This is a genomic window from Methylobacterium frigidaeris, assembly GCF_022179185.1.
In the GTDB taxonomy this organism is placed as follows: Bacteria; Pseudomonadota; Alphaproteobacteria; order Rhizobiales; family Beijerinckiaceae; genus Methylobacterium; species Methylobacterium frigidaeris.
Genome location: NZ_BPQJ01000035.1, coordinates 44,152 through 63,293 on the forward strand (window position 1 = coordinate 44,152; position 19,142 = coordinate 63,293).

Annotated in this window: 23 protein-coding genes; 19 read left to right on the forward strand and 4 right to left on the reverse strand. The window is 69.3% G+C overall.

Features of this window, described 5'->3' with window-relative positions; genetic code table 11:
• The first annotated feature begins 8 nt into the window (after positions 1–8).
• The 14 genes from MFF64_RS26900 to MFF64_RS26965 all read left to right on the forward strand — a co-directional run bounded on the left by MFF64_RS26900 (position 9) and on the right by MFF64_RS26965 (position 12,948).
• Positions 9–713: a hypothetical protein gene (locus MFF64_RS26900; protein ID WP_099898699.1), complete on the forward strand. Its 705-nt coding sequence runs from the start codon at positions 9–11 to the stop codon at positions 711–713.
• A gap of 5 nt (positions 714–718) precedes the next feature.
• A complete protein-coding gene (locus MFF64_RS26905; RefSeq protein ID WP_099898697.1) occupies positions 719–1,126 on the forward strand; it encodes a hypothetical protein in 408 nt (135 codons plus the stop codon).
• A gap of 39 nt (positions 1,127–1,165) precedes the next feature.
• Positions 1,166–2,182: a hypothetical protein gene (locus MFF64_RS26910; protein WP_099898695.1), complete on the forward strand. Its 1,017-nt coding sequence runs from the start codon at positions 1,166–1,168 to the stop codon at positions 2,180–2,182.
• Positions 2,183–2,192: 10 nt separating this feature from the next.
• A complete protein-coding gene (locus MFF64_RS26915; protein ID WP_099898693.1) occupies positions 2,193–3,632 on the forward strand; it encodes a hypothetical protein in 1,440 nt (479 codons plus the stop codon).
• Positions 3,629–3,886, forward strand: coding sequence for a hypothetical protein (locus MFF64_RS26920; RefSeq protein WP_099898691.1), 258 nt, complete (start codon positions 3,629–3,631; stop codon positions 3,884–3,886). The genes MFF64_RS26915 and MFF64_RS26920 overlap by 4 nt, the downstream gene beginning before the upstream one ends.
• 15 nt (positions 3,887–3,901) lie before the next feature.
• Complete coding sequence (locus MFF64_RS26925) at positions 3,902–6,316, forward strand: SwmB domain-containing protein (RefSeq protein WP_238192830.1); 2,415 nt, start codon at positions 3,902–3,904, stop codon at positions 6,314–6,316.
• An 18-nt stretch (positions 6,317–6,334) separates the two neighbouring features.
• Positions 6,335–7,093 carry a hypothetical protein gene (locus MFF64_RS26930; protein WP_099900433.1) on the forward strand — a complete coding sequence of 253 codons (759 nt, stop codon included), beginning with the start codon at positions 6,335–6,337 and terminating at the stop codon, positions 7,091–7,093.
• Positions 7,094–7,117: 24 nt separating this feature from the next.
• The gene (locus MFF64_RS26935; RefSeq protein ID WP_238192831.1) at positions 7,118–8,347 is read left to right on the forward strand and encodes a hypothetical protein; all 1,230 of its coding nucleotides are present in this window, start codon (positions 7,118–7,120) and stop codon (positions 8,345–8,347) included.
• A gap of 8 nt (positions 8,348–8,355) precedes the next feature.
• Entirely contained in the window at positions 8,356–9,492 is a 1,137-nt protein-coding gene (locus MFF64_RS26940; RefSeq protein ID WP_238192832.1) for a twin-arginine translocation signal domain-containing protein, read from the forward strand.
• 309 nt (positions 9,493–9,801) lie between these two features.
• On the forward strand, positions 9,802–10,440 hold the full coding sequence (locus MFF64_RS26945) for a lysozyme family protein (protein WP_207768187.1): 639 nt from the start codon (positions 9,802–9,804) through the stop codon (positions 10,438–10,440).
• A gap of 70 nt (positions 10,441–10,510) precedes the next feature.
• Positions 10,511–10,720 (forward strand): Pam3-gp28 family putative phage holin, encoded by a 210-nt coding sequence (locus tag MFF64_RS26950; protein WP_099905760.1) that lies wholly within the window; start codon positions 10,511–10,513, stop codon positions 10,718–10,720.
• A 73-nt stretch (positions 10,721–10,793) separates the two neighbouring features.
• The gene (locus MFF64_RS26955; protein WP_099905758.1) at positions 10,794–11,336 is read left to right on the forward strand and encodes a hypothetical protein; all 543 of its coding nucleotides are present in this window, start codon (positions 10,794–10,796) and stop codon (positions 11,334–11,336) included.
• Between the two features lie 3 nt (positions 11,337–11,339).
• A complete protein-coding gene (locus MFF64_RS26960) occupies positions 11,340–12,719 on the forward strand; it encodes a hypothetical protein (protein ID WP_099905756.1) in 1,380 nt (459 codons plus the stop codon).
• Positions 12,720–12,732: 13 nt separating this feature from the next.
• Positions 12,733–12,948: a hypothetical protein gene (locus tag MFF64_RS26965; protein ID WP_099905754.1), complete on the forward strand. Its 216-nt coding sequence runs from the start codon at positions 12,733–12,735 to the stop codon at positions 12,946–12,948.
• Positions 12,949–13,017: 69 nt separating this feature from the next.
• Here the strand turns inward: MFF64_RS26965 and MFF64_RS26970 are convergent, their stop codons facing one another.
• Both MFF64_RS26970 and MFF64_RS26975 read right to left on the reverse strand, forming a co-directional pair.
• Entirely contained in the window at positions 13,018–13,272 is a 255-nt protein-coding gene (locus tag MFF64_RS26970) for a hypothetical protein (protein WP_099905752.1), read from the reverse strand.
• Positions 13,269–13,709 (reverse strand): type II toxin-antitoxin system HicB family antitoxin, encoded by a 441-nt coding sequence (locus MFF64_RS26975; RefSeq protein ID WP_099905750.1) that lies wholly within the window; start codon positions 13,707–13,709, stop codon positions 13,269–13,271. The genes MFF64_RS26970 and MFF64_RS26975 overlap by 4 nt, the downstream gene beginning before the upstream one ends.
• A 1,061-nt stretch (positions 13,710–14,770) precedes the next feature.
• On the opposite strand from MFF64_RS26975, the gene MFF64_RS26980 reads away from it, so the two are divergent.
• Entirely contained in the window at positions 14,771–15,082 is a 312-nt protein-coding gene (locus MFF64_RS26980) for a hypothetical protein (RefSeq protein WP_133123629.1), read from the forward strand.
• 270 nt (positions 15,083–15,352) lie between these two features.
• On the opposite strand, the gene MFF64_RS26985 is transcribed toward MFF64_RS26980, so the two are convergent.
• Complete coding sequence (locus MFF64_RS26985) at positions 15,353–15,658, reverse strand: ribbon-helix-helix domain-containing protein (protein WP_099905746.1); 306 nt, start codon at positions 15,656–15,658, stop codon at positions 15,353–15,355.
• A gap of 437 nt (positions 15,659–16,095) precedes the next feature.
• Between MFF64_RS26985 and MFF64_RS26990 the strand changes: the two genes are divergently transcribed.
• Positions 16,096–16,323 carry a ribbon-helix-helix domain-containing protein gene (locus MFF64_RS26990; protein WP_133123103.1) on the forward strand — a complete coding sequence of 76 codons (228 nt, stop codon included), beginning with the start codon at positions 16,096–16,098 and terminating at the stop codon, positions 16,321–16,323.
• 106 nt (positions 16,324–16,429) lie between these two features.
• On the forward strand, positions 16,430–16,780 hold the full coding sequence (locus tag MFF64_RS26995; protein ID WP_099900371.1) for an HNH endonuclease: 351 nt from the start codon (positions 16,430–16,432) through the stop codon (positions 16,778–16,780).
• 2 nt (positions 16,781–16,782) lie between these two features.
• On the opposite strand, the gene MFF64_RS27000 is transcribed toward MFF64_RS26995, so the two are convergent.
• Positions 16,783–17,205 (reverse strand): hypothetical protein, encoded by a 423-nt coding sequence (locus tag MFF64_RS27000; protein ID WP_099900369.1) that lies wholly within the window; start codon positions 17,203–17,205, stop codon positions 16,783–16,785.
• Positions 17,206–17,319: 114 nt separating this feature from the next.
• Between MFF64_RS27000 and MFF64_RS27005 the strand changes: the two genes are divergently transcribed.
• Together MFF64_RS27005 and MFF64_RS27010 are read left to right on the forward strand one after the other, a co-directional pair.
• Positions 17,320–17,505 carry a hypothetical protein gene (locus tag MFF64_RS27005; protein WP_238192833.1) on the forward strand — a complete coding sequence of 62 codons (186 nt, stop codon included), beginning with the start codon at positions 17,320–17,322 and terminating at the stop codon, positions 17,503–17,505.
• A 3-nt stretch (positions 17,506–17,508) separates the two neighbouring features.
• The gene (locus MFF64_RS27010) at positions 17,509–18,921 is read left to right on the forward strand and encodes an RNA-guided endonuclease InsQ/TnpB family protein (protein ID WP_207767896.1); all 1,413 of its coding nucleotides are present in this window, start codon (positions 17,509–17,511) and stop codon (positions 18,919–18,921) included.
• Positions 18,922–19,142 lie beyond the last annotated feature (221 nt).

Consider the following 19,142-nt stretch of genomic DNA (forward strand, 5'->3'; position numbering starts at 1 on the left):
GATCCCCCATGCTCTACAACCCGCCCTCCGGCTCGACCGACCCGAACGCCGGCTACAAAGGCAAGAACGTCGCGGCCGGCCAGCAGGGCTCGCGCATCCCCCCCTCGGCGGTCGAGTTCACGCAGCGCGAGATCGTCAACGCGATCCTCGAGAGCGGCCAGTCGCCGACGAACGAGGATCTGCATCAGCTCTGGAAGGCGATGAAGATCGCCGTAAAGAGCGTCGAGAGCATCGAGTACATCATCAATCAATTCTACGACAAGCCCGGGACCTACTGGCGCCTCGACAGCCCGACGGTGGTGGTCCCCGCCGCCGCCCAGACCGTGCTGGCGAACTACGCGACCCGGGTCGCGACGGTCGGCGCGGGCACCGACGTCTCGGCGCTCTCGGGCGTCGTGACCATCGGGCCGGACGACGGCGGGGTCTACGTGCTGACCGCCACCAACGCGGTCGACATTCCCACCACCGACGAGTCGATCGTCCTGTGGAAGGGCGACGCCGGGAACCCGCTCGCCACGGCGATCGCCACCTCGCGCGGGCCCTATCCCGATCCGGGCTCGAACGCCAACGACAAGTCGGTCACGGCGGTGATCCGGCTCGCGCCCGGCGACAAGGTCACGGCGACGTATTACCAGCTCAACCCCGGTAATTCTCCCGCCAATTCTCTCAATCAAGCGCTCGGCCACTTCGGCGGCGTGCGGGTCGCGGGGTAATGATCATGGTGAGCGTCCCCTTTGCTTCGGCCGCGGCCGTCACGAACGCCATGGCGGCGCTGTCGGCCGCCGACCGCCCGGCCTGCGTCGCCCACCCGCAGGCCGACGGCACCTATCTCGTCACCGCGCCCGACCGCCTCGAGGCGGCATTGCGCGCCCCCCACCCGGTCGCACCGCTGGCGCTGCCCGACGTGTCCTCGGCGCAGGCGAAGATCCAGCTCGCCCGCGCCGGCCTGCTCCCGGCGGTCAAGAGCGCGGTCGCGGCGGCGGGGACGGAGGTCGAGATCTGGTTCTCGGACGCGCGGACCTGGCAGCGCGGCAATCCCTACGTCGCCGCGCTCGGCGCCGCGCTCGGTCTGTCCGCGGGCGAGATCGACGACCTCTTCCGGCAGGCCGCCGCGATCGCGGCCTGATCCCCGCGCCACCCTTCAGCCCGGCGCGAGGAGCCGATCATGGTCGACATCACGCCGATCCGCGTCGGCGACCGCCCCAACGACGGCAAGGGCGACCTCGCCCGCGAGGCCTGGATCAAGGCGAACGCCAACACGTTCGCCCTCAAGACGGCCGTCGAGGACATCTCGGGCGCCGTCGGCGATCTCGCCGACATCGTCCCCAAGGGGCTCGCGGCCCTCGCGCTCACCGCCCGGGGGCCGCTTCCCGGGGGGCGGTTCCTCGCGGCCTACGGCGACCGTCAGGCGGTCGTCGTCGCTCCCGCGGACAGCGCGAGCGCGGCCGGCCGGGCGATCGGCTACCTCGAGGGCGCGGCGGCCGACGGGGCGGCGATCAGCGCCCGCGTCGCCGGCGCGGTCGCGGCGCCGCTCGCCGACTGGACCGCGGCGGGCCTGCCCGTCTACCTCACCGACGACGGCCGCCCGACGACGGTGCGGCGCACGAGCGGCTGGGTGCAGTCGGTCGGCACGACGACGGGCCCGGGCACCTTCGCGCTCGCGCTTGCTCCCGCCGTGTGGCGCGTCCCGGCCGTCGCGCTCGCCGATCTCGTCGCGGCGCTGCCGCAGGCCCTGACGGAGGCCGTGCGCGCGCTGGGCCTCGCGCCCCCGGTCGGCGCCGGGGTGCTCTGGCGCAACGGGTCGTTCGTCGTCCTGTCGCCCGCCCTCGACGGCGCGCCCTACGTCGCCCCGTCCGGGGCCGGGTCCGCGGGCGCCCTCGACCCGGTCTCGGCGCTCCTGCCCGTCGCGCTGCCGCTCGTGCTGCGCGCGCTGCCGACCAGCCCGCCGGCCGGCGCCGGCGTGCTCTGGCGCAACAACGGCCTCGTCGCACTCTCCCCCGCCCTCGACGGCTCGCCCTATCCGGTGACCCTGATGCCGTCCGGCGGCGCCGGGGCGCTCGGGGCGGTGCGGGCCGTGGTCCTGCCCTGGCTCGCCGGGACCCTGCCGACGCTCCCGCTCAATCCCCCGATCGCGCCCGGCATCGTCTGGCGGGCGCAGCACCGCCTCGCGCTCTCGCTCTAGAGGACCCCCGATGCTCCGCCTCCTCCTGGCCCTCGCCCTCGCCGGGCTGATCGGGGCCGCGCCCGCCCGCGCCTGGGACCCGGCCTCCGCCGGACGCTACGGCGGCATGGACCTCGACAGCCTCGACGTCGGCGGGCGCGCCCTCGCGCGCGGCAGCTTCATGGTCGGCCCGGGCTGCGCCTCGACCGCCGGCGCCTACGCGACCGACGGCACCCAGAGCTGGGAGCCGAGCTGCTTTGGCGTGTTCTCCGCGCCCGGCCAGGACGTCCGCACGAACCTGACCCGGGGCACCGCCGCGGTCGATCCGAGCGCCACGCCGAAGGTGCCGAACAGCAAATTGTACGCGCCGTTCATGATCCAGGCGCGGGCGTCAGGGGCGCTCGACAAAGAACAGAACGGCATGATCATCAACCTCGACGTCCTGGGCGGCGCCCAGAGCGCCGCGGGGCTCGACAACACCAACACGACGGGCCAGCTCATCTCGGTGCGGCAGCGCCCGGGCCCGGACGGCGAGAAGCCGCCCTCGACCTGGGGCCACAACGTCGACATCCACATCGCCCCCGGCTCCGGCGGCGTGCAGACCTGGGGTGTCGAGTACGACATCAACAACTTCAACCAGAACTGCTACCCGGGCTCGTCGTGCCTGTCCTCCGCGATGTACTTCAACGGCATCGGCGGCTGGACCAACACCGCGTGGCTCTACTCCGGCGGCGGCACCACCCAGACCCGCCACTTGTCCGTCACCGTCGCGAACGGGGTCGTCACCCGGACGGCCGGCGAGTCGTTCAACCGGGCGATCTACCGCCTCAAGATCGCCAACGTCCTCTACCGCGTCCAGTACGTGAACCCGGATCGGGTCGATGCGAGCGTCGCGATCCCGAACTACGCCTCGCCCGTCGCCGCGTCGTGGGACAACGCGATGGTCGCCAACGGCGTCCTGTTCCAGGGCGAGAACATGGCGTCGGACAACGACCTCGCCCTGAACACCTCGGCGTACAACGCGATCACCGTCGCCGGAAAGCACCACGTCGGCCTGAACACCGCCAGCGACGACGCACGGTTCGCCGTCGTCGCCAGCGAAGAGCAGAAAGTCTGCCTGAAGACGTTCGACGGGTGCTGGTCGTTCATCGGCGGCGCGATGCAGTACACCAACCAGGGCCAGTCGGTCCTGCAGCTCGTCTCGGTCGCGAACGGGGCGAACGGCCTGCGCGCGACCGCGGCGGGCACCGGGTTCGGGCCGTTGATCGAGCCGACGGGCGGCGAGGCCACCATCGCGCTCAACCTCAGCGGCAAGGGCGGCGGTGCCGTGCAGGTGGTCTCGCCGCTCTCGCTCTCGGCCGGCATCGCCGCGCCGGGCCTGCCGACCGCCGCCGGCGCCGTCCGCGGCACGCTGTGCGTCGACACGGCCGGCGCCGTCTACGTCAAGACGACCCCGGGAGCCTGCCTGTGATCCGCGCCCTCGCCCTCTCGGCCGCGCTGATCGGGCTTGCCTGCGCCGCCCGGGCGCAGGACGGGCGCCCCGCCGAGGCCTCGCCCGAGATGCTGAGCGCCGCCCTCCAGGCCGCGATCGCCCAGCGCGACCAGGCCCTGAACGAGGGGCTTCGCCTGGCGGCGCAAGCCAGCCTCGCGCGGGCCGAGATCGCCCGCCTGCGCGAGGCGCTCAAGGCCGCCTCCGCACCGCCCGCACCGTCCCCCGCCCCCTGACCCGAGGCCTGCCGCATGGCGAAACTGTTCCTCACCGCCATCGACGAGAGCGGCCGGCCGATCGAGGAGGAGGGCGCGCAGCTCCTCAGCCGGATCACCCTCCCCCTCGCGGAGGGCGACACGGGCCTGATCGACGCGCTCGGCCGCCGGCCGACGCAGGACGACGTCGCGGGGCGCGTCGCCGCGATCACCGAACGCCTGGCGGCGGTCGAGGCCGGCCAGGTCTCCGGCTCGCTGTCCTACGCCACGCTCGCCGAATTGGCCGCCAACGTCGCTCCGCCCGACGGCGCGACGGCCCAGGTGCTGACCGGGGACGAGGCGGGCAGCTACCGCAAGTCGGGTCCGAGCGGCCTGGGCTCGTGGTCCCGGTACTCGACCGCCACCCTGCCGTCCGTCGATGCGCGGCTCGGCCTCGAGGTCGCCGCGCGTCAGGCCACCGACGCCCGCACGGCCGAGACCCAGCTCCGCCCCGACGGCACGGTGCCGCTGTGGACGATCGCCGGCCGTGTCGGCGCGGGCGCGCTCGCCGCCCTGCTGCGCCTGTCGCCGCAGGGCGACTGGCTCATCCACCGCCTGCGCCTCGAGCGCCTGCCGCAGCGATACGGCGGGACGCTCGGCGGCTTCCTCGGCCCGCGGGGCGAGCGGCTGGCCTATCTCAACGCGGCGCAGGACTGGTGCGCGCGGCGCCTGCGCCTGCCGCGCAGCAACGCGGCGGCGCTCGGCGGGTTCTTCGGCCCGCGGGGCGAGCGCCTTCTGTGGCTCTCCGAGCGCGGCGAGGCGCGGGCGCGCGCGCTGCGCACGGACCGCATCGGCCGGCGGTTCGGCGGGCTCCTCGGCGGGTTCTTCGGTCCGCGCGACGAGCGGATCCTCTGGCTCAACGATCGCCTCGAGGCGTGCACCCGCGCCCTGCGGGTGGCCGGCGCGCGCGCGGCGATGTCGGAGGTGGCGGGCCGCATCGTCGCCGCGCAGGCGCACGTCCCGCTCGTCGAGTTCCTGCGCTCGGGCCGGGTCCGCCTCGCCCTCGACCCGGCGAGCTACGTCGAGGCCAGGCGCGCCGCGACCCGCCCGCCGGAGGATGCCATCGCCCTCGGGGCCGTCGGGCAGATCAGCGACGTGGAGATCATCCCCCGCACGCCCGGCCGCCTGATGACCTACCGCAGCAACGCGGACGGCCCGGTGGCGCCCTACGTGCTGCGGCGCGACCTGCTCGCGCAGGGTCCGCACGTCCTGATGCCGGGCCCGGTGATCGAGGCCACGCACAGCTACGGGCAAAGCTGGCGCGGCATGGACTTCGACATGTCGGCCGTGCCGCTGATCGGAGCGGCTGAGCCTCGGCGCGTCATGACCTTCGGCCAGATCGACGCGACTGGCGCCCTGACCCAGTCGCCCAATATCGGGTCGGCCTACGGCGTCGAGGTGATGCAGACGCTTTTCGGACTCGCGCCGTCCGCCCGGATGACCATCGGGCTCGTCGCCGCGATGAGCCGGCAGCGCCTGCGCAGCCGGGCGGGTCTCCACGTGGCCGCCATCGTGGACGTCAACCCGAGCTACCCGGGGTATCGCTGGGACCAGCTCCGCCCCGGCACCGACCCGTGGGCGAGCGGGATCGCGATGCGGGCGCGGGCGGCCCAGATCGCGGCCATGTACGGCGCGAGCCTGCGTTATCGGGCCGTCGGCTGGACCCATGGCGCGCCGGATGACGGCGGGGTCGACGGCGCCGGCAACGTGATCGACTACTACGCCGCCCTGACGGAGATGGTCGCGTCGTTCGATGCCCAGCAACTTGGGGCGGGCGGGAAGCTCCTCCACTTCTTCACCGACCAGACCGCGCCGGTAAGTGAGAAGACGGTGGCGCCGACCGCGATCCTGCAGCAGGCGGCGTTCGCGCTCGCCAATGCGGGCCGCGTTCACCTGATCGGGCCGCGCTACCCGTACCCGTTCCAGGACAACATCCACCACACGGCGATGGGCACGGCGCTGATCGGCGACCTCGAGGGCTACGTCAAGCACGTGGTCCTCGACCTCGGGCAAGCCTGGACCCCGGCGCGCCCCACGGCGATCGCGGTCTCCGGCAGCACCGTCACCATCACGGTCGCCCGGCCCCACGGCATGGGCGATCTCGCGATCGACGCGGACATCATCGAGGCCGCGCCGCAGCTCGGGTTCCACGTCCGGGTCGGCGGCAGCGAGATCGCGGTCAGCGCCGTCGCCGTCGCGGCGGACACCGTCACGCTCACGCTCGCGACGCCCGTGGCGTCCGGCGCCTCTGCCGAGGTGTCCTACGCGTTCTACGGCCCCGGATCGACAGCGGGCGTCCACAGCGGCGTGTGGGGCAACGTCAAGCGCGTCGGGCCGCCGAGCCTGATCCTCAGCGGATACACGATCGACACGTGGCTGACCGTGTTCCGCCAGACCGTCACCGCGGCCTAAACTTGGGAAACTTGACCCATGATCATCATCGACAGCAAGATCGACGCCGCGGCGGGCTATGCGGGCCTGACCGACTACCGGGCCCTGATCGCCAACGACGTCCGATGCCACGGCATCTGGACGGCGGATGACGTCACCCAGGACGTGGGCGGCGTCAGCCGCGTCGAGAACTTCAAGGCCGGCGGGGTGCCTTTAGTGCAGACGGACTCGGCGCGTCGCCCGGGCACGGTCTACGATCAGGAGCTGCGCCGGCAGGTGCTAGCGTTCAACCCGGCGGGCGGCCAGTTCCTCACGGCGACGGGGCTCACGTGGAACAGCGATTTCCCGTGGACGATGATCGCGATCGTCAAGACCACCGTCGGCACGAATACGGCCGACTTTCACATGATCGCCGGAGAGTTCCTGGACCCGAATTTCGTCGGCCTGAACACCGTCAACGACCGGATCACCTACCAAGTCCATACCGGCATTCAGGCGCGCGGCGCAGCCGTCGACGTCACGGGACGCGAGGGCTGGAACCGGATCATGGGCATCAATATCGGTCTGGGGCAGCCGATCGCACAGGCCAACGAAGGACCAGTGGCGACCGGCGCGCCGGCCGGCAACAACAACAACTCGACGGCGACCGTCTTCAGGGTCGGCAACCAGTTCATCCCGTTCGGGGGTAGCATCGATCTCATCGCGCTCTTCAACGCGAGCCTGCTCGACGCAGCCAACGCCGACCTGCGGACGCTCATGGCGCAGTACCTCGACGAGCGAAACGGCCTGTTCGTCTGACCGTCTCCAGTGCAGGACATCACCATGATCCGCCAGATTGCGGCAGCTCTGCTGCTGATCGCGTCCCTGGGCGCCGTCCGTGCCGACGGCCTCGTGCCCGTCGGCGATGCCCCGTCGGGGCTGTGTTACGCCCAGGGCGGGAGCGGGGCGCGGGTGCCGTGTGTGCGCCAAGGCGAGACCTGGACACGGGTGCTGCGGCCGACCGATCCGGCCGACGGGATGACCGTCGGTGGGACCGCGATTTCGGCCATCCTGGGGGGCAAGGCCCCGCTCGCCAGCCCGGCGTTCACCGGCGCCTTGAGCATCCTCTCTCCGCCCAACAGCACCATCGCTGGCAGCACGCAGACAGTGGTCAACGGCGGAACACAAGCTAACCACGGCGATCACAGCGTAGCATCGGGCGCGGCTCATTTCCGCGGGCCAGACGACGCCGAGCAGATGCGCATCGGATGGTTTCCTGCCGCAACCGCCTATACGCACGCCATCGGCGGCAACCTGGGGACTGGGGCGACCTATTCCTGCCAGGACGATGCCAACGCCGACGCGGCGTGCAACGTAATCGCTCAGGGTCGCGGGCGGATCAACGTAGGCAATGGGTCCGGGATTGGATTGCAGGTGCTTGATCCTGGCGCGCCCGCAGTAAACCCGCTTCGGGTGTTGTCCGGCGTGACCGGTGGCAAGGCGAAGATCGACGCGGCCGAAGGTCTCCAGATCGATGCGCCGGCCGGCAAGGAAACCGCATTTTCCGTGAACGGCGTACTCGCCGGCAAGGTCCGGAACTCGACCAGCGCGACAACGGGCAATTCGTGGGTCGAGTTTGCGCCATCGGATACTAATGCGGGGCGCCTGCGCTGTGACGGCGTCAACGCAAACGTCGGGTGCTACTTCGCAGCCAAGGGAACAGGAAGCGTTACGTTTGCGAGCGACCAAGGAGCGCTTGCCACGTTTGCCAACAGCTCCGCCAATACGCTCTACGACTACTCGGTGTTCAGGGCGGCCTCGACCGGCACGCCGATCCTCATGCAGCCCGGGAGCGGTCTATCCAACATCCGTATCGGCGGCACAGGCGGCGTGGCGTCAGCGCTCGCGACAAATGCGGCGGTCGGGTTTCTCGGCATCCCCACGATGGCGGGCGCGCCGACCGGCACCCCGGTTCAGGCTGGCGCCGGCACCGCCTATCTGACCTACGATACGACCAACTCCAAGCTGTGTGTCTACGTCTCGTCGTGGAAGTGCTCGGCCGTGTTCCAGTGAGGACGTCTATGCTCTCGCGTCGCAAGTTTATCGTCGGCACGGCGCTGGCCGCCGGCGCTCTCGCTGGCTCGTCGAGGCCTGCACTCGCCTCGACCAACGTCGTGGCGGGCGCCATCCGCTGGGATGCCTGGAATGCGGGGGCGGGTAGTCTGGAGCAGGGGCCCGTGCAGGCGGCACTCGGGCCGGCGCAGTTCCAGACCCGCGCACCGTGGTTCGCGCAACGCATCAGCCCTTACGCCATGTCGATCGACGGCAATCAACAGTCGATCATGGATCAAGAGATTACCTACGCGAAGAACGCGGGGCTGAATTATTGGGCCTACTGCTGGTATGGCGACACCGATCTGCCCATGCAGAAAGCCTGGGATTTGCATCAGGCGAGCGCGATCAAAAACCAGGTCAACTGGTGCATGATCCTGCAATTCAGCCGCATGGGTAATGCGACGAAGTTTAATTCTCTGATTTCGACCTATGTCGGCTATTTCCAGCAATCCAATCACCAGAAGGTTTTAGGTGGCAGGCCGCTGCTCTACATCTTCGTCGACAGTTCAACAGCTCTTGCCGCGAACTGGGGAAATAGCTGGGCAAACGTTCAGTCCTCGCTCAACGCCTTGCGCGCAGCCTGTACGAACGCGGGCCTCGCGACCCCCTACATCGTCATCATGACCGGCGACCCGGCTGCGGGTCAGAGCATCATGACGCAGGTCTCGGCCGACGCGATCAGCAACTACACGGCGCAACTCGCGTCCGGGCAGCCTGCGACCTATGCGGCACAGGACACGACGGCTCAGGCCTATTGGGCCGCGCTGGCCGCAACCGGCGCCCCGATCATCCCGATCTGTCAGACGGGCTGGGACACGAGGCCCAGGAAGCTCCGGCCCCCGCCGTGGGCGCCCAACCCGCCCGGATCGGGGATGCTGAATTACGTCGCCGCGGGAACCCCGGCGCAGATCGCGGCGCACATCCAGGCGGCTATCACATACATCGGCGCCAATGCCGCCGCCTGCCCATCGAAGACGCTGCTGATCTACTCGTGGAACGAGAACGACGAAGGCGGCAGCCCGCTCATACCGACATGGACGCCGTCATCCGGGCCCAACACGGCGATCCTGGACGCGGTGGCCGGGGTGCTGAACGCGGCCTGAGGACGGGCGCTCGGGCGCCAGCGCTCTGACCCTGCCCGACCGCAGCGCCACCCGGCCCGGTCCTGACGCCCTGGCACTCCTGAGATCCTGATGACTGCCCCGGCCCGCGGTCGCGGCCTCCTGCGATCCTGACGGGCCCGCCCTCCTTCGGCCGAGCCCGTCGCATTTCCGGAGTCCCCATGCACGCCCTGATCCTCGCCGCGCTCCTGTGCGGCGGGAGCGCCGACGCGTGCGGAGGCGCCCCCTTTCGACCGGCCGGGTGACGCCCGGACCGCCTTGCTCCCCCCTCTCACGATCCCGAGGTTCCCCATGGACCGGAGCATCTCGCCCGGCGCCGCGATCCTGCTCGACTTCATCGGGCAGACCGAAGCGCCCAAGGGCTACGGCACGATCTACGCCAACGGGCAAGTGAAGCTCGGCATCGACATCACGACCTGGACGCTCGACCAGGTGCAGGCGGCGCAGCCGTCCTGGACGAAGCGGTTCGGCTCCTCGGCGGCCGGCCGCTACCAGTTCATGCGCAACACGCTCGACACCCCCGGCACGCTCGCCGACATCGAAGGCGAGATGGGGTTGAGCGGCGCGGAGCGGTTCGACGCCGACCTCCAGGACCGCATGGCGATGCACCTCCTGCGCCGGCGCGGGTGGGACTCCTACGTTGCCGGCCGTCTCACCCTGCAAGGCTTCGCCCTCGCCCTCGCGAAGGAATGGGCGTCGTTCCCGGTCCTCTCGTCCACGAAGGGCGGCTCCCGGGCCGTCGTGCGCGGGCAGAGCTACTACGCCGGCGACGGCCTCAACAAGGCGCTCGTGAAGCCCGAGGCGATCGAGGCGATCCTGGCGAAGGCGCTCGCCGCCGAGCGGTCGGCCGTCCCGCCCGCGCCCCCGCCGGCCCCCGTGCCGGTCGCCGTGCCGACCTGCGCGAAGTGCGGCGCGACGCTCGCCGCCTGACGCCTGGAACGCCCCGCGAACGAAGCGGGACGAAGACGAGATTGTCGCCCTCACACCCCGGAGACATCCCATGAACGTCGAACAGGTCGGCACCCTCGTGCGCACCGTGGCCCAGATGGGCGCCGCCTACGCGATTGGCCGTGGCTGGCTCGACCAGACCGCCGCCGGCGATCTCGTCGCGGGCGCGGTCGCCCTCGGCACCCTGGCCTACGGCATCTACGCGCGCCGCAACGCTGCGCTTCTCGCCTCCGCCGACAAGGTCGCCGCCAAGGCGGGCTGATCGCTCGCCCTCATCCTCACGCCCCGGCGACCGGCCCGCGTGAGGCGCGCGGGTCGGGACGGAGTCCTGACCCGTGACCCATCAGACGCAGCAGATGCAGCAGCCCCAGCCGCAACTCCACTCGGATGCCCGCCTCGCCACCCTGGAGACCCGGGTCGGCTCGATCGAGTCGATGCTCTCGGCGATCGCCCAGAAGCTCGACGCCCGCTCGGCGATCAACTGGGCTCCGATCTCCATCCTGGCGACCGTGCTGATCGCCGTCGGCGGCATGGGGTTCGCGTGGATCAACGGCGGGCAAAGTCGCCTTGAGGCGCTGATCCTCAAGGTCGAGGCGCGGGCGAGCGACTTCGTGCCCCGCGCCGACCTCGACACCCGGTTCCAGGTCTCGGCCCAGCGCCGCGACGACGCGCAGCGCGTCACCGACGGACGCCTCGACCGGATCGAGCGGGACGCCGACGCGCTGACGAAACAGGTCGTCCCCCGCGACACCCACCTCCTGATGTGGGAGGGCGAGAAGCGGGAGAACGCCGCGATCCGCGAGCGCCTGAACGCCGAGACCGACCGCATCAACGCCCGCCTCGATCGCCTCGAGGCTCCCCGGCTCACGAGGCCTTAGACCATGGCAACCCGCATCAGTCGGAAGAAGGCCAAGGCGGAGATCGCCGCGGTCGAGGCGCGCTTGCGCGCCGGGGCCCCCGCGATCGCGCGGCCCGGCTATCGTGATCCCCTGGCCGTCACCCTCGCCGCCCGGGATCTCGGCGTCGACCTGTCCTCGCTCCGCCGGCGCGTCGGCTCGCCCTCGGTCAAGGGCACGCACGCCCGGGATCACAGGCTGTCCGTCGATTGGTCGCTCGCGGCGGCGCTCCCCCCTGCGGAGGCGGTCGCGGCGGCCGAGCGGGGCGAGCTCGGGACGGATCCGGTGATGCCGGGGTTCGGCCTCAAGAGGGTCTCGACGCAGCGGAACGCCGACGGCGAGACCGAGCGCGAGTGGATCGAGCAGGGCCGCGCGCTCGGCCCCGTCTTCGCCGTCCCCGACGGCCAGCAGGTGAACGGAGTCTCGGCCCTCGTCACCGGCGACGGGCGCGAGATCGCGAAGTGGATCAAGACCGGCAAGGCCGCCTCGAACCCCGTCGACTTCGCCGAGCGCCTGCGCCAGGTGATGCTCGACGTGCGGGGCGCGGCGCCGCTCCCGCCGCCACCCGAGACGGCGAACGCCGACCTCCTCACCTTCTACGGTCTGGCGGACGCGCATTTCGGAGCCCTGTCCTGGGGTCAGGAAGTGGGCGAGAGCTACGACCTGAGGATCGCTGAGGCGACGGTGCGCCAGCACTTGGCGGAACTCGTCGCGATGTCGCCGCCTTCCAAGCACGCGGTCCTCGCGTTCATGGGCGATTACACGCACATGAACGACCAGACCAACGCCACGCCGACGAGCCATCACCAGCTCGACGCCGACGGGCGCTGGGAGAAGATCTACGACATCGCCGCGCGCGTCGCGGTCTGGGCCTGCCTTGAGGTGGCGCGCCGGCACGAGTTCGTCGAGATCGCGGTGCTCCCGGGCAACCACGATCCGGACGCGGCCAAGACCCTGCGCGTCGCGCTCGCCCTCTACTTCGAGGGCCACCCGCGGATCACGGTCTGCCGGGAGCCGGGCCTGCACTACTTCCGCCGCCACGGCATCACCCTGATCGGCTGCACCCACGGCCACACCCTCTCGCCGGCCGAGATGGTGAGCCTGCTCCCCGTCGAGCGTCCGCGCGACTGGGGCGAGACGGTGATCCGCCGGCTCTATCACGGCCACATCCACCACGTGCGCAAGTTGGGCGGCGAGCAGGCGGGCGTCCTCGTCGAGAGCCTGTCGCCGATCGCGGCGCGCGGCGCCTACGAGGCGGGCCGCGGCCTGAAATCCGAGCGGGCGATCACCGCCCGGACCTTCCATCTCACCCGCGGCGAGATCGGGGGCGCGCGCGTCGCCCTCGGGCTGCCGGCGTCCGTCTGACGAGGCCGCGCCCATGAGCGCCCAGACCCTGCTCGCCGAGATCCTGGAGGCTCCGATGCTCGCGCCGCGCATCGTCGTGGCCGAGGACGGGCCCGCGCTCGTCTACTGCGACGGAGCCGGCCGCCACAAGGCGCTGCGCCTCACCGAGATCGCGCTCGCCGAGCTGCAACTCTCGCTCGCCGAGGCGCAGGCGCGCCTCGCCCGGACACGACTCCCGTCGGACGCCTGACGCCGACCCGACGACCGCAAAGGCCCCGTCCTCGCCCCGATCGGGCGAAGGCGGGGCCTTTTGTCGTTTTCAGGGCCCGACATCCTCCGGCCTCACGCTCCCGCCCGGTCCCAACCCGTAGCCCTCGACGTCCTGCGTCGCCGCCAGCGCCTTGCAGGTGTCGCACACGAACCGGCGCCAGCAATCGGCGACGTCGTGCTCGGGGCGTGCCGCGAGCATCTGCCAGGACCGCCGCGTCTCCGCCCCGCAGCGGGTGCAGGAGCGGATGCGCAGGCCGTGGAGGCCGAGGCGCATCCACGCGAGGACGGAGGTGTCGGGGGTCACGCGGCGTCCGAAACGAACGCGACCTCAAGACGGCCCCCGAGCGCCTGCGCCACCTCGTCGAGCCGGCCGAGCTTCGTGCGGTGACTTGGGTCGAGGATGCGTCGCACCTCCGCCTCACCGACGCCGAGGCGGTCAGCAAGCGCGGACTGGGTCAGGCCGCGGCGCCGGAAGGCCTCGTAGACGGCGACCTTCGCGGCCATCTCGGCCGGCGGATAGATGAGCCAGTGCCCGGGCCCGACCGGCGACGGGACCGGGATCTCCTCGCGATCCTCCATGCGGCGGCGCAACGCTTCGCGCAGGGCGTCGCTCGCGCGCTGGATCGCCTCGATTTGGGTCGATCCGAAGGTGCGGGCCTCAGGCAGATCGGGGAAGTCGACGAGGAAGGCGCCCTCGTCGACCTGCCGCACACGGGCGGCGTAGGTGAAGGGATGGGCCATGGCGGGACAGCGGCTCTGAGAAAGGGTCAAGGATAGCGGCGGCATTAGAGGGCATCGGGGCCAACTCCGAGTTGGGACAGGATGTCGTTGATATAATATCTTGGAAGATCGGCGTCCGGCACCGTGGATTTGCGATTGCCGACGTAGACCGTTCCGTGACTGCCTTTGCCCTCGTCCGAATTCCAGTCGTAGCGCAGTCCGTTCTTACGGCAGTAACGCTTTAACGCGCGGAGGAACTGCTTTCGCTCCATATGATAGTTCCTTGCAAGGCCAGGGCGGCCTGGGCTGATGGATCATGGCTTCTATCCTCCTCCGCAGATGAAGGCCGTTCTGGTCCCGCCTTCATCCGGGTGTGCTGCGGGTGCTGGCCGAGGTTCTCCACTCGGACCAATCGCAGCAGCGACCTGGGTCATCGCGCCCATACATTCGTACATTTTTGCGCGCATAGCAAGACGGATTGCCTGAGGCGGCGCTGGCGAGGATGCCAAGCCGGCCAGGTCCGCGGCCCGTCTCTCTGCGGCGCCCGATCCTGTCGTTTGCGGAGCGCGGCAGCAGGCGCCCCCGCAAGGGCGACCTGGTTGACCTGTACAGGTGTACCAGCTTCTCCCATGGACAGGCTATCCAGATGGCCTGTTGGACGAATTGTTGAGATGTGAACCAAATTGGAACCGTGCGGACGTGACGTCAGGTGTAGCGGCGTCGCAACGGCTGCTTCCCGCGACCTTGGGGCGGGCCGCGTCTTCTCTGAGCGCAATCAGGGGTGGCGCGAAAAATTTAGAACATCTTACCCCATGCCCCCTTTCCGTCTCGCGCGGTTGTGGTACCCCTTTTGTTAACGAGGTCATGCCTCGCTCCGCGACTGCGGGCGACGTGGCGTCATCTGCATCCCATTTCGGACGATGCAGTGCGGGGGCGTGACTATCCCTCGTGCGTGACGCCGCGTCTCTCGACGTCTCGGCCACAACGGGCCGGCCACCAGCCGGCCCAATCTAGGGACTTGGGTCGTGCTCATCACAGATTTGATGCGCGCTCGGGCGTATCTGCCCGAGCAGCGTGAGGCCGTGCGCCTTCTCCGGGCCATCATCGAGAAGCATGGGCTCGACATCGTGCCAGCGCCCGACGGCACGGTGCGGTTCGCCTTCAAGGCGGACGTGTCGTTCCTCGACCGCCTCGCGATGTGGGGCTCCTCGGTCGAGGACCTCGAGGGGCTCGACGACGACGACGAGGATGGCGGCGATCAGGAGACGCCCGAGTACCGCGAGGCCGCTCCTCCCGCCGCGCCGCCCGAGACGGGGTGCGCGCCGCTGACAGCCCTCTCCCTGGGCGTGCCGCAAGAGATGGCCGCCGTCGTGCGCGACCTCTACGCCGCCTGACCGGCACTCGACCTGGCTGAGAAAGACGGGGGACGCGAGTGACTAGCTCGCGCCCCCGCCGACGTCAGAGAGGTCAGGGTCGTCCCCCTCCCCGCCGTCTTCCCCGCTGCTCCACCAGAGCGGGCGGGGCCTTTGCGCGCCGCGAATCGCGGGGCCTGGGCGCACCGTAGCGACTCGGTGCCGCTCTGGAAAGCTGCACAAAGGTGAAATGCGACTGCCTAACGGGGTATTCCGCAAAAGCTACTGAGGCGGGTGGAGTCTAGATCGAGTCTAGGTTTGCTTCTTTCGAGTCCTCCCGCCCGAAGGCACATTGGCTGTGCGATGTTCCAACTCCGGCAGGCCGTGCTTTTCGAGGAGAAGATTCCATGCCTCCCGCCCGAGCGCCTGCAACGACTTTTCTAGATCAATGCTCAGGTGGCGGATCCGCTTGCGGTCGGAACTGCTAAGGTACAATTTGATGAAGACCGTATCATCCGCGTCGGCGAGGGACTCAGCGTCACCCTCCACCTGGGGCACGTCGGCCATTTCGGGCGGATCAGGCACGTCGGCATCGGTCGGAGGCGGGTCGATCATCATCGACTCACCTCCGCAGCCTGTCGTCGGCCATGGCTCCGACGTGCTCGTCACTCCTCCCCTCCGCGCGCTCCCCCGCCCCCTGTTTCTCGCATCGTGCCACGGCGTTGCCGGAATGTACGCCGCGGCGAGTGCGGAACGCACAAGCGTCGTGTTCGGTGGCGTCGGCCACGAGCTCGGACCGCCACGCCGCCGGCGCGCTCGCCCAGCACCGCCGGCAGATGGCGCCGAGGCGGACCGGGCCGCGCTCCGGCTGGTCGGCGCGGCGGCCGCACCAGGACTGGGGCGCGCCCTCGGGCGTGAGGTGCACGGCGCGGCCTTGGGGGGCGGTGGTGAGGGTGAATGGAGGCATGGGCGGAACCCGAGGCGCACTTTTTACTTGAAGACGAAGCGCATCGGGTGCATCGTACTCCCCATCGCCCACCGCGTCGAGGCTGGTTATGGACAAGAAGGAAAAATCACCGAGACCGCCGTCGATGCCGCCCAAGCTGCAGCCGAATACGCCCACGGACCGCATCAACGTGAAGGTACCCGTGACGTGGCTGGATCGCCTGGACGAGTGGCGTAGCAAACAGCGTCCGATCCCAAATCGTTCTGAGGCCATCCGACAGATCGTCGACATGCACCTTGATCAAGTCGAGCTGGCTAGTCCGGGAAAAAAGACTTAGAGCGATATCGAGTTTAGCTCGAAACTATTCGAATTGGCGCGGGCCTCGCTTTTTCCGGCGATCACGCGCGTTCGTGTGAAATCCTCATCTCAGGGGAGCCGCCCGCATGCCCATCGCGCGCCACGAGTTCGACCGCAAAACCCAGCGCGACGGGTTCCTGCGGTGCGGGGGCAAGTGCGAGGCGTGCGGGATCCGCCTCACCCTCGGCCGCTTCCAGTACGACCACATCATTCCGGATGCCCAGGGCGGCGATAGCTCCCTGTCCAATCTCCAGGTGCTCTGCACCGACTGCCACAAGGCCAAGACGAAGAAGGACGCGGGCGACACCGCCCGCGCCCTGCGCCGCGAAGATCGGCACTTCGGGATCACACCGCCCGGCAAGCGCAAGATCGAGAGCCGGGGCTTCCCGAAGGCGCCGCCGCAGTGCACGGCCTCGAAGCCGCTCGGGAAGCGCTGATGCTACCGCTTCGGCCGATACATCTCGACCTGCGGCGCGTAGACCTCGACCACAGGCAGGCTGCCCCAGGGCGTGTCGACGGCGTCCTTGACCACGGTTCGCGGGGTGAACTCGGCGTCGACCTTGCAGGCCGGGTTCTCGAGGTTCGCCGTGCCCTTGCAGTCGCCGGTCAGCCGCTCGGCAATGGTGAGGTTCGTCTTCGGCCCCAGACCGCTCGCCTGGATCCGCAGGACCTGGCCGCCGACCTTCATCATGCAGAGGAAATCCCCCTTGGGCGGGTTCACGCAGGCGATGCCGGGGATGACGACCGTCTTCTCGACGTAGGCCTTCGGGTTGTCGACGAACTGGCGGGGCGTGACGCGCGTGCCGGTGGCGTTGCCCGCGCCGATCTCGGCCAGGGCGAGGAGGATGAGTTCAGGTCCCACGGGGATTGGCTCCGTCCGGCCATGAGCGGCCGAGCTTGGACTGTGGCCCAAGGGCGACTGAGTCGTCCCAGCGTGCCGCGTCTTCCACCGCTTGGCCTACCGAGAGAGATTTCAATGCCAAATGTCCCTCCCCCGCCCACCGGCTCCCTCGACGCGCGGATCGAGGATGGCCGCCTCACGGTCACCATCCATGCGCCGGCCGGCGCGGTCGGCCTGCGGCTCTCCCCCGAGGACACGCGGGCGTTCTACCGGCTGATGCGTCAGCATTTTGAGTTGCAGGGTTGTTCGGGGCGGAATTAGATCATGCTGATCTCGCGCGGCTTCCGTTTCCGGATCTATCCTTCAGCAGAGCAAGCTGCGGCGTTCCAGATTTTTTCTGGCGTGGTACGATTGATATATAATATCGCCTTAGAGCAAAGAAGAGACCACTACCGCAACTACCTCCGTTCTAGGGGTAAATGCATAAATTTTGCCAGCCAATGTCAGGAGCTAACAGCGCTTCGTGCCGAAGTACCTTGGATAAAGGCGGTTCCTGTAAACACTCAGCAACAGGCATTGCGGGATCTAGATCAAGCATATACGAATTTCTTTGCTGGCAAAGCCGGATATCCATCACCGCGCCGCAAGGGCGCAAATGATACCTTTCGCTTTCCGGCAATCCACTGTGGTAGCCTTCGTAGGATCAACGCCAAGTGGTCCACAATTCGTCTGCCGAAACTCGGGGATATCCGCGTCCGTACCCATCGCCCACTTGAGGGGCGTGCTCTCTCGATCACTATCTCGGCGAAAGCCGGGAAGTGGTACGCTGCTTTTGGGTGTGAGATTGACCGTCCACCCTTGGCGGGTAGCGATAAGCCTGCGGTCGGCATTGACCGGGGTGTAGTCAAAACGCTGGCGCTCTCTACTGGCGGCACGCTTTCTCTCGACAGAGAGCGGCTGAAGATCCTTGATCGGCGGGCTCGGAAGGCGCAGCGCGCACTCTCCCGCTGTCAGCGTGGATCGCAGCGGCGAGGCAAGGCCCGAGCCCGGTTCGCCAAGGTCAAGGCGCAGGCCGCAGCCTACCGCAAAGACTGGCTGCACAAGGCCTCGCACGAAATCGCGGAGCGGTTCGGCACGGTGGTGCTGGAACGACTGAGCATAACAGCCATGACGCGCTCGGCACAGGGCACCGTCGAGGCCCCGGGCCGCAATGTCCTGCAGAAGGCCGGCCTCAACCGCGCCATCCTCGATCAGGGCTGGCGCGCCTTCGCGACGGCGATCGCCTACAAGCTGGCGGAGCGCGGCGGCAACTTGCTGACCGTTGACCCCCGGCGCACTTCCCAGACCTGCGCCGCCTGCGGCGCGGTCGACCCGGCGAGTCGCCGGAGCCAATCCCTTTTCGCGTGCACAGCGTGTGGTCACGAGGCGAACGCCGACCACAACGCCGCGCGCGTCATCCTTCACCGCGGACAGTCCGCGGGCGTGGAGCGGGGCGATGGTCCCGCGGTGAAGCGCGAAGCGAAGGGCCGCAAGGCCCGGAAAACCTCATGCTCTGATGAGGCGCAGCTATCCTCAGTACGTTCAGGTGGGCCTACGGAGCAGGATGGCGGCTCACGCGCCTGCGGAGAGGCCTCAATCGAGACGGGGGAAAAGGCCGTTGCTGTCAAATCGCATGCGCAATTGATGCCGCTCACGAAAGCGCACTCTTACCGCCGGGCGTTTGACGGCCGTGGTTAAAGTGTGCCTCATGGCTCGTTAACGTGACCGGGCGCGCTGCCCGAGTCGCATCACCGGAGTTTCCCGCCGCCGCAGTGAGACCCTGAAAAGACGAGACCCCCGGAAGCCCCTGCAAGGGCGACCGAGGGTCTTGAGCCCCGAGGGGCCGATCCAACCACTAAGCAGGACGGATCATCCCCCGAAATTGCCGTCTCGTCAATCCGGAACCCGTGTTCCGGAAA